Annotated in this window: 6 protein-coding genes; 1 reads left to right on the forward strand and 5 read right to left on the reverse strand. The window is 58.2% G+C overall.

Features of this window, described 5'->3' with window-relative positions; all coding sequences use genetic code 11:
* Positions 1–137 precede the first annotated feature (137 nt).
* The 3 genes from DBR30_RS11760 to DBR30_RS11770 form a co-directional block, all read right to left on the reverse strand.
* A complete protein-coding gene (locus tag DBR30_RS11760; RefSeq protein WP_108539355.1) occupies positions 138–1,607 on the reverse strand; it encodes an ABC transporter substrate-binding protein in 1,470 nt (489 codons plus the stop codon).
* A gap of 8 nt (positions 1,608–1,615) precedes the next feature.
* Positions 1,616–3,595, reverse strand: a complete 1,980-nt coding sequence (locus DBR30_RS11765) for a HAMP domain-containing methyl-accepting chemotaxis protein (protein ID WP_108539358.1) — start codon at positions 3,593–3,595, stop codon at positions 1,616–1,618.
* A gap of 222 nt (positions 3,596–3,817) precedes the next feature.
* Complete coding sequence (locus tag DBR30_RS11770; RefSeq protein WP_005340187.1) at positions 3,818–4,414, reverse strand: OmpW family outer membrane protein; 597 nt, start codon at positions 4,412–4,414, stop codon at positions 3,818–3,820.
* Between the two features lie 330 nt (positions 4,415–4,744).
* Here DBR30_RS11770 and DBR30_RS22120 point away from each other — a divergent pair, with 330 nt between their 5' ends.
* Positions 4,745–4,876: a hypothetical protein gene (locus DBR30_RS22120; RefSeq protein ID WP_019445201.1), complete on the forward strand. Its 132-nt coding sequence runs from the start codon at positions 4,745–4,747 to the stop codon at positions 4,874–4,876.
* Here the strand turns inward: DBR30_RS22120 and DBR30_RS11775 are convergent.
* The gene (locus tag DBR30_RS11775; protein WP_108539361.1) at positions 4,873–6,546 is read right to left on the reverse strand and encodes a diguanylate cyclase; all 1,674 of its coding nucleotides are present in this window, start codon (positions 6,544–6,546) and stop codon (positions 4,873–4,875) included. The genes DBR30_RS22120 and DBR30_RS11775 overlap by 4 nt on opposite strands.
* A gap of 121 nt (positions 6,547–6,667) precedes the next feature.
* Positions 6,668–9,401 (reverse strand): excinuclease ABC subunit UvrA (gene uvrA, locus DBR30_RS11780; RefSeq protein ID WP_258224407.1); only part of this gene is annotated, 2,734 nt, incomplete at its 5' end.

Genomic DNA, 9,401 nt, shown 5'->3' on the forward strand with positions numbered 1-9,401 from the left:
GTTGAAAGGCTGGGGTATCCATGATGGTAGACCTCAAGGTGATGGCCTACTTCAAGATTAGCCTTTCAACACGTAATTGGGACAGAGCCTAAAAAAACGGGAGGCTGATGCCTCCCGCTCTTATTGATGCAGATGACCTATTGCTGTGGCTGCTGTGGCGCCTCCAGCTCGTTGGAGAGCGCCTGCTCCACCTCATCCGACGGCGCCGGTAATGGGGCAGCGGCCGCTGATGCGGGTTCTGCGGGAGTCACAGCAGGTGACACCACGGCCGATGTTTCACTGGTCGCGGGAGCTGCGGACACCTCAGTCGCTGGCGCTGAAGCCGAAGCAGGGGCAACCGCATCACACTGACAATCCGCGCTCTTGGCCTTGTTGCCCTGATGAGGGGCATACCAGCCCTTCAAGCCACTTTCCAGTCGATCCGCGGCAGCCTTGGGCTCCATCTTGCCAAGCAGCACTGCCTGACTCACCTCGGCCAGCTCATCCCCCAACTTGGGCGTACCACGGGAGAGGATCTGAGTCGCCACCCGAATGGTCGAGTCACACTGATCGCGCCACTCCATCATCTCTTTGGCCGCCGGGTTGGTGACATCGAAGAAGTGGTTGGAGAGGGAGAAGAATCCCGGCAGCGAGTTGGTATAGAGCTCGGCAAATTGCGGCGTCGTCAGCCACTGCAGGAAGGCCATGGCCCCCTCTTTGTTCTTGCTGGCCGGGTTCATCCCCATACCGATATCGGTATGGTCGGTAAAGAAACAGCCATCACCCTGTTTGGCCACCGGCGGACGCATGACGCCAAAATCGACCTTGCCGGTGAAGGGAGCAATCTCCCAGGAGCCCGCCACGTAGAAGGCGGCCTTGCCCGACGTGAACAACTCGTTGCTGGTCGCGTAATCGCGGCTCTCACCACCTTCACCGAGGTAGGAACGCCAGCGGGCCAGCTCGTCGAACACCTTCACATATTGCGGGTTGTCCAACCGCTCCTGCCCGCCGATCAGTGCCAGACGGCCGTCCTCTCCCTTCCAGTAGTTGGGACCAATGTTCTGGAACCCCAGTTCGGAGGCAACCCAACTCTCGGAACCGCTCATGGCCAGCGGCACATAACGCCCGTCGGCCTTGATCTTGTCCAGCACGGCGAAGAACTGGTCGCGGGTTTGAGGCAAGGTGACCCCCAATTCACTGAGGATCTTCTTGTTATAGAAGAAGCCATGGATCACCGAGGCCATCGGTACACAGAAGGTCTGGGCACCGGAATCGGTCTGCCAGGGTGACTGGGCAAAACTCGGGAAGTTCTCCATTCCGGCCATTTCGGTCAGCTCGGCCAGATGGCCCGCCTTGAACAGGGCGAGCGAGTCATCAAACGGACGACAGGTAATGAGATCCCCCGCCTTACCGCCTTTCAGGCTCTCCCACAGGGTGGGCATGTAGTTGACGTTCTGCACCGGATGAAAACTCACCTTGATGCCGGGATGCGCTGCTTCAAACGCCGGGATAATCTTCTGCTCCCACAACGCCTTGTCATCGGTTCGCCAGCTTTCAATCACCAGCTCGCTGGCCATCAGCTGGCCACACAACAGGAGACTCAGGGCTCCAATCCACTTTTTAGACATAAGCCCTCCTAGACCTTGAAATGTGCGATCAATTGCTGCTGTTTGGCGACCAGGTCGGCCAGCACTTCGCTGCTGCTGGCGGATTCGCGCGCCTCCCGCTCGGTCTCGTATGCCACATCGGCAATACCGGCGATATGACGAGCGACCCCCTGACTGACGGAGATCTGCTCCTGAGCAGCATGGGCCACCTGATCCGCCATCGACTTGATGGCCCCCATCCGATCGGCAATGGATTGCAGCGCCACATCCATCTCGCGAGTCTGCTCGACACAGCTCTGGGTCTGCTCCTGGCTGCGCCCCATCACTTCAACCACATGCTTGCTGGAGCTTTGCAGGTTCTCAATCATCCCCTGGATCTCTTCGGTCGAGGTCTGGGTGCGATTGGCCAGTGCCCGCACCTCATCGGCCACCACCGCAAAACCGCGGCCGGCATCGCCAGCACGGGCCGCTTCGATGGCGGCGTTCAATGCCAGCAGGTTGGTCTGCTCGGCGATGCTGCGGATCACATCGAGAATGCTGCCGATGTTGTTACTGAATTCCCCAAGTTTGTAGGTGATGCCGACCGCCTCCTCCATGGCGCCAGCCAGCTGCTCGGTGATCCGGCGAGTGGTGGCCACTTTCTGACGACCACTACGAGCCTCTTCATCGGCCAGATCCACTTCGCGCTTGGTGCCATCGGTAGAGCGGGCAACCTCGGTGGCGCTCACTTCCAGCTCGGTAATAGCGGCGGCCACCTGATCGGTCTGGCTCTTCTGCTCCTGTACCCGGGACATGGCCCGTTCGCTGATCTCGGCGGCGCGGCTCGCCTCATCCACCAGATGACGGGAGCCCGCATTGATTTGAGAGAGTAGTTCACCGGTCTTGCCCGCCAGCGTATCGATGGAGCGAGAGAGGCTGCCAAATTCGCAACTGCTGCGGTAGTTGATGCGGCGGGTCATGTCACCGGCCGCCATGTAATCGAGCTCCTTGTTGATCATCTGCAACGGGCGCTGAATGCTGCGCGCCGTGGTATAACCGATCACCAGCGCCGCAACGGCCGACATCGCGGCAACCACCAGGATCCAGAAGCTGGCACTGCTGACCGCCGCATCGGCATTGATCCGGCTATCGCTGGCGATGGCACCGGCGGACTTGCCCATCTCATCAAGCAAATTGAGGCTGTTGACCAGACTGGCATCCAGCTGCTGATTTTGCGTGGCCAGCGACAGCGCCAGTTGTTGAGCCTGACGCATGGTTGCCAGCAAGCCCTGAGCGCCAAGTGCCAGCTCCTGCATCCGATCCAGATTGGAGACAAAGCGCGCTTTCACATCATCGGGCACCAGCACCCGCTCCAACCGCTTGCGGGCCATCTCGATGTCCTTGCTCAACACCTTTTCCAGCTCGTTCAGGTCGGTTCTGGCATCGGCACGGCGGATATTCTTCAGATCGCGGGCGATACCCGAGGTAATAAGCTCCGCCTTGTTGCGCATGGAGCGCTTACTGGCGGTCTGTTGCAGCAGCAAATCCGCCGCCCACTGGTAGGTATCCTCAAGGCGGATAAATTCCATCTCCAGCTTGTGGCGCTGATCCAGCGCACTGACCCACTGTCGATGCTGTGCCAACACCTGATCCGCCAAGCCATAAAATTGGGTGGTAGCACTCTCGACCTGCTGGAAGCGGGCACGAGCATCCGCTACGTCGGTAAATTTACCCATCTCCTGACTCAGCTGGGCGAAGCGGTTCTGCTGCTCCTTGAACTGATTGGCCAGCTGCGGCAACTGGGCGGCATCTTCACTGGTGCGGTAGACCAGCACCCAGCGGTTACTATCCTGCAGTGCCCCCTTGAGACCTGCGACAGCAACTACCAGCGGGGTTGCCCGGTCAGATACGGCAGAGAGGCCGTCATTTATACCCTTGATTTTAAAGGTACTGATCACACCAAGCAGGATCAGCAACAGCAGCATCAACACGAATCCGGCGATGATCCGCTGCACGATAGATAAGCCCATGGAGACATCCTCACTCATTGGGGGAAGGTAAAGTGAACATAGTCACTATCGGCAGGGGTGGCGAATAACTGAAATAAAGCGGCAGGTATTTAATTGATTTGTATCGGGTTGGGTCACAGTACAGACAAAATCAGCCATACGAAAAAAGCCCGGCACAAGCCGGGCTGAAAGAGACGTACTTTGCTATCTTCCGCGGTCCGTTCAGAACCGCAGTCAGAATCATTAGAAGCGGTAGCCAACACCCACCATAAAGGCCATCGGGTCGACCTTGGTATTAATGGTGCCAATCGCTGTATGCACATCGGTATCGATATCCATGATCCAGGCTGAACCGTTGACAAACCAGCGGTCAGTGATCGCCATATCGATACCAACTTGTCCGGCAACACCCCAGGAGTCATCGACTTTGACATCGGTTCCTGACAGTGCACCACGACCCTCTTCATCAAAGAAGGTGGTGTAGTTCACGCCAATACCGACATACGGGCGAACCTTGCTTTGAGCATCGCCAAAATAGTACTGACCCATCAGAGTCGGCGGCAAATGCTTGATCTTGGCAACTTCAGCGCCACCCAGTTTGACTGAATGAGAGAAGGGGGTTGCAGCCAGCAATTCGACACCCCAGTTATCAGTAATCATGTAAGAGAGAGTCAATCCCAATTGCATGTTGTCATTAATTTCCAGCTCTACAGGCGTGCTGCTTTCCTGCGGCGATACAAATGCCAAACCACCACGAACCAGAATATCACCAGCCTGATGGGCCATGGCGAAAGGAGAGGTCACTGCAGCGGCAATCATCAGAGGAAGTAATTTTTTCATCACGTAATCCCTTTTTTTGTTTTCATTTGATGCTGTAAGCCCGCTGACTATATGCCCTTGTAAATGCAAAGTTATTGACTTGGAGCAAAGGTTGCACAGAAATAAATCGATTGGTGTGACATCTTTGCGCGCCATCCCAATCTCGTTGAGCCCCCAGACAACAAGCTGAAATACCTGTTTCGACAGGTTGTAACTACCCGCATCCAGCGCCAAAAGGAGCAAACAAATCACATCTTATTGCACGGCAGTGCGGCGATTAATTGTTGTTTATATGGGTAAATCAGCGTATTTTTTGCGCCATAGAAGTTACTGGTAAGTAATGGTTTATTTATGAAAAATGAGTCGAAATGGCAAAAGGTGGGGGCCTTTCTCGCGGCCGTGTGGGGAATCGGATCCTTTCTCTTTATCCTGCTCGGTTTTATTGTCGCCCTGGCCTATCTGGTATTGGTACGGCAGGGTTAATCCGGATTGACAGAGTGCAGCAGGGTGATATTCCCCCCTTCGGCAAGCTGTTCCGGAGTCTGGCTCATTCCCTCCGCAGAGAGGGGACCAGCGTAGCCACACCACCGATTTCGCCCGCCGACTTTGGCCTGGTACAGCGCCATGTCCGCCAGTTTGAAGCTATGACTCCAGAATGAATCCGGGTACTCCGGGTGCAACGGATAGCGGCAGAACCCCAGCGACACCGTCAACCAGAGTGGCGCATCCTCTCTGCCAAAGCGGTGCTGAGCGACACGCTGGCGCAGATATTCGACCCGCAGCGCCAACTCTTGCTCGTCATCCACCTGCAACAGCAACAAGAACTCCTCCCCGCCCAGCCGGATGATAGGCTCGCGCTCTCCTGTCACCACCTTGCGCAGCAGATCCGCCAACTGTTTCAGCACCAGATCCCCGATGTCATGGCCAAGGCGGTCATTGATCCGCTTGAAATGATCCAGATCCAGCAGCAATAACAGACAAGGTTTGGCCCGGTTGGCCTGCAACCAGCCATCGAGATAGCGACGATTGAAACAACGGGTCAAGGGGTCGGTGAATGCAGCCATCTCCATCTGGCTGGATTTTTCCAACAAATCATCGTGTTGCTGACTGACCTTGCTGGCCATCTCCTTGAACTTGCCGCTCAGGGTCGCCATCTCGGCGCTGCTGTCGATATAGGGGATCAAGGTGGCATCTGGCCGATCGCCAAAGCGTTGCAGCGCCGACACCAGCTGCTGCAACGGGGTGAGCACAATGCTGTTGAGCCGGTACATGGCGATCATGACGCAGATAAAACTGATAAACAGCATACCAATAAAGGTCCAGAGCGCCCCCTCCATGACGCCACTCAAGATCTTTCTCTCCTCCTCAATCACCAGAGTCAGCACCGGCTGGTTATCGCTGTTGAGCAGTCGCACCTCTCCCCTAAGCCGGGTGAGCCCAAGGTCAATCAGGCGATACGTTATTTGCGGTTTCAGTGGTTTGAAGGTAGCGGTGACATCCAGATTGGCGTGGGAAATCGCCAGAGGCAGCGCGGTACGCTCCGATACCTGCTCGAGATAGGCTTTGTCGAGCCAACGTACAACCAGCAAGAAACCGTTGAACGGTGCCGACTCGTCACTGTTTCTGATCGGCTGCCACGAGTACATCAGCGGCCCCCACTGGGAAGCACGGATCCCGTGCAGATTGATGCCCCCTTGCGCCACCGAGCGCTCCCTTAACTGCTTTTTCAGTTCATCAAGGAAGTAGGGAAACTGATCCGGATTAACCCCCGGCGCATCTGGTAGCAGGGTGCGCGTCCAGATTTCGTAGCCGGTGAGATCCATGAAGCTCATCAGGTTGAGACTAAAATCCCGCATCGGCATATCACTGAACAGGTTGGATTCGATGTACCCCCTGCTTTTGTTGTCCATAAAACGGTGACTGTCATCCCAGATGCCCCAATCCCGACTGAATGCATCCAGAGCGGTCACATCCGCCTGCACCGCCTTGGTCACGCGCAGCAGATGCTCCTTCATTCGCTGCTCTTCAATCCGGCTGGCAGCCGGGATCTGGGCCCACGCCAGCAGGACCAGCAATAGCAGGATCGCCCCCAGCCAGATGGGGAACATGGAGTAAGCCAACTGATGATCAATCGTGCGCGGAGCCTGAGCCATAACCCGATATATCCATTACCATGATGCTGAGATGCCAAGCCTGCCCACACTTGACGAGCTTCCCCCTATGCTCCCGATTTTTATAACAAAAAGGGGCCAAAGGCCCCTCGATTATAACGGCTTATCGCGCCAATAGCGGTCGTAAAAAACGAGCTGTATGAGACTCTTTATTGGTGCAAATCTCTTCCGGCGTCCCCGTCACCAGAATGCGGCCACCACCGGCGCCTCCCTCCGGTCCCAAATCGACGATCCAGTCGGCAGTTTTTACCACATCAAGATTGTGCTCGATGATGACGATGGTATTGCCGCGATCCCGCAGCTGGTGCAGCACCTTGAGCAGTTGCTGGATATCGTGGAAGTGCAGCCCGGTGGTCGGCTCATCCAAAATGTAGAGGGTCTGGCCGGTATCCCGCTTGGAGAGCTCCCGCGCCAGCTTGACCCGCTGCGCCTCGCCGCCCGACAGCGTGGTGGCCGACTGGCCGAGACGGATATAGGAGAGGCCCACATCCATCAGGGTCTGCAGCTTGCGCGCCACCGCCGGCACAGGATCGAAGAACTCGCGGGCATCTTCCACCGTCATCTCGAGGATTTCGTGGATGTTCTTGCCCTTGTACTTCACCTCCAGGGTCTCGCGGTTATAGCGCTTGCCCTTGCAGACATCGCACGGCACATAGACATCCGGCAGGAAGTGCATCTCCACCTTGATGACGCCATCCCCCTGACACGCCTCGCAACGGCCCCCTTTAACGTTGAAGGAGAAGCGGCCCGGCTGATAGCCGCGCGAACGCGCCTCCTGGGTGCCGGAGAGCAGCTCGCGGATCGGAGTAAACAAACCGGTATAGGTGGCCGGGTTGGAGCGCGGGGTACGGCCGATGGGGCTCTGGTCGATATCCACCACCTTGTCCAGATGCTCCAGCCCTTCCACGCTGCGATAAGGCGCAGGCGTAGACTCGGTCGCCTTGTTCAGCTCACGGTGGGCGATGCGGAACAGGGTGTCGTTGATCAGGGTCGACTTGCCGGAGCCGGAGACGCCGGTGACGCAGGTCATCACCCCGATGGGCAGATCAAGATTGACGTTGCGCAGGTTGTTGCCGCTCGCCCCCTTGAGTTTCAGCCACTTGCCGGTAAGCGGGGTGCGCTCGGCCGGAATGGCGATCTGCTTGCGGCCGGAGAGGTAGTCACCGGTCAGCGACTCCGGATTGTCGATGATCTGCTGGGGGGTGCCCTGCGCAACAATTTCGCCACCGTGCACACCCGCCCCCGGGCCGATATCGAGCACGTGGTCGGCGAGTCGAATGGCATCCTCGTCGTGCTCCACCACGATCACCGTGTTGCCGAGATCGCGCAGATGGGTGAGGGTCTTGAGCAGCCGCTCGTTGTCACGCTGGTGCAGGCCGATGGAGGGCTCGTCGAGTACATACATCACCCCCACCAGACCGGCACCAATCTGGCTGGCCAGTCGAATGCGCTGCGCTTCACCACCGGAGAGGGTCTCGGCGCTGCGCGACAGGCTCAGGTAGTTGAGACCGACGTTCACCAGGAAGCCGAGCCGCTCGACGATCTCTTTCAATATCTTCTCGGCAATCTGGGCACGCTGGCCGGTCAGGTTCAACCCTTCGAAGAAGGCGAGCGCATCACCGATGGACTGCTCGGCGATGGCCGGCAGGTTGCGGTTGTCGACGAAGACGTGGCGTGCCTCCTCCCGCAGTCGGCTGCCACCGCAGCTGGTACAGGATTTGTTGGCGATGTATTTGGAGAGCTCTTCACGCACCGAGTTGGACTCGGTTTCCCGGTAGCGTCGCTCCATGTTGTGCAGGATCCCCTCGAACGGGTGCTTGCGCACCACCACGTCGCCGCGGTCGTTCATGTAGCGGAACTCGATCTCGGTGCGACCGGAGCCGCGCAGGATCACCTCCTGGGTCTTGACCGGCAGATCTTCCCACGGCGTTTCCAGATCGAACTTGTAGTGCTCGGAGAGGGATTTGAGCATCTGGAAGTAGTAGAAGCTGCGCTTGTCCCAGCCACGGATGGCGCCGTTGGCCAGGCTGATGGCCGGATCGCCGATCACCTTGGCCGGATCGAAATATTGCTGCACCCCGAGGCCGTCGCAGGTCGGACAGGCACCGGCCGGATTGTTGAAGGAGAAGATGCGCGGCTCCAGCTCCGACATGGAGTAGCCGCACTCCGGGCAGGCAAAGTTGGCGGAGAAGGTCATGGGGGCAACTCCCTCATCCCCATCCATCGGCACCACCAGCACGATGCCGCCGGAGAGGGTCAGCGCCGTCTCAAACGACTCGGCCAAACGCAGCGCCAGATCCTCGCGCACCTTGAAGCGATCCACTACCACCTCGATAGTGTGCTTCTTGTGCAGCTCCAGCGTAGGAGGATCGGAGAGATCGCACACCTCGCCGTCGATACGGGCACGGATGTAGCCCTGGGCCGCCAGATTCTCCAGCAGCTTGGTGTGTTCCCCCTTGCGATCACGCACCACCGGGGCCAGCAGCATCAGCTTGCTCCCCTCCGGTTGGGCCAGCACCTGATCCACCATCTGACTGATGGTCTGGGCGGCGAGCGGAATGGCGTGAGTCGGGCAGCGGGGCTCACCGACCCGGGCAAACAGCAGACGCAGGTAGTCGTAGATCTCGGTGATGGTACCGACGGTCGAGCGCGGGTTGTGGGAAGTGGACTTCTGTTCGATGGAGATGGCGGGCGAGAGCCCCTCGATATGGTCGACGTCCGGCTTCTCCATCAAGGAGAGGAACTGGCGGGCATAGGCGGAGAGGGACTCCACATAGCGGCGCTGCCCCTCGGCATAGAGGGTATCGAACGCCAGAGAGGATTTGCCCGAACCGGAG

The organism is Aeromonas sp. HMWF017, from assembly GCF_003061465.1.
Taxonomy (GTDB): Bacteria; Pseudomonadota; Gammaproteobacteria; order Enterobacterales; family Aeromonadaceae; genus Aeromonas; species Aeromonas veronii.

What these genes read in the sequence shown, in the direction of transcription:
- DBR30_RS11765 (WP_108539358.1), bottom strand. Translation starts at nt 3,595, where the DNA reads ATGGGCTTATCTATCGTGCAGCGGATCATCGCCGGATTCGTGTTGATG.
- DBR30_RS22120 (WP_019445201.1), top strand. Translation starts at nt 4,745, where the DNA reads ATGAAAAATGAGTCGAAATGGCAAAAGGTGGGGGCCTTTCTCGCGGCC.
- DBR30_RS11770 (WP_005340187.1), bottom strand. Translation starts at nt 4,414, where the DNA reads ATGAAAAAATTACTTCCTCTGATGATTGCCGCTGCAGTGACCTCTCCT.
- DBR30_RS11760 (WP_108539355.1), bottom strand. Translation starts at nt 1,607, where the DNA reads ATGTCTAAAAAGTGGATTGGAGCCCTGAGTCTCCTGTTGTGTGGCCAG.
- DBR30_RS11775 (WP_108539361.1), bottom strand. Translation starts at nt 6,546, where the DNA reads ATGGCTCAGGCTCCGCGCACGATTGATCATCAGTTGGCTTACTCCATG.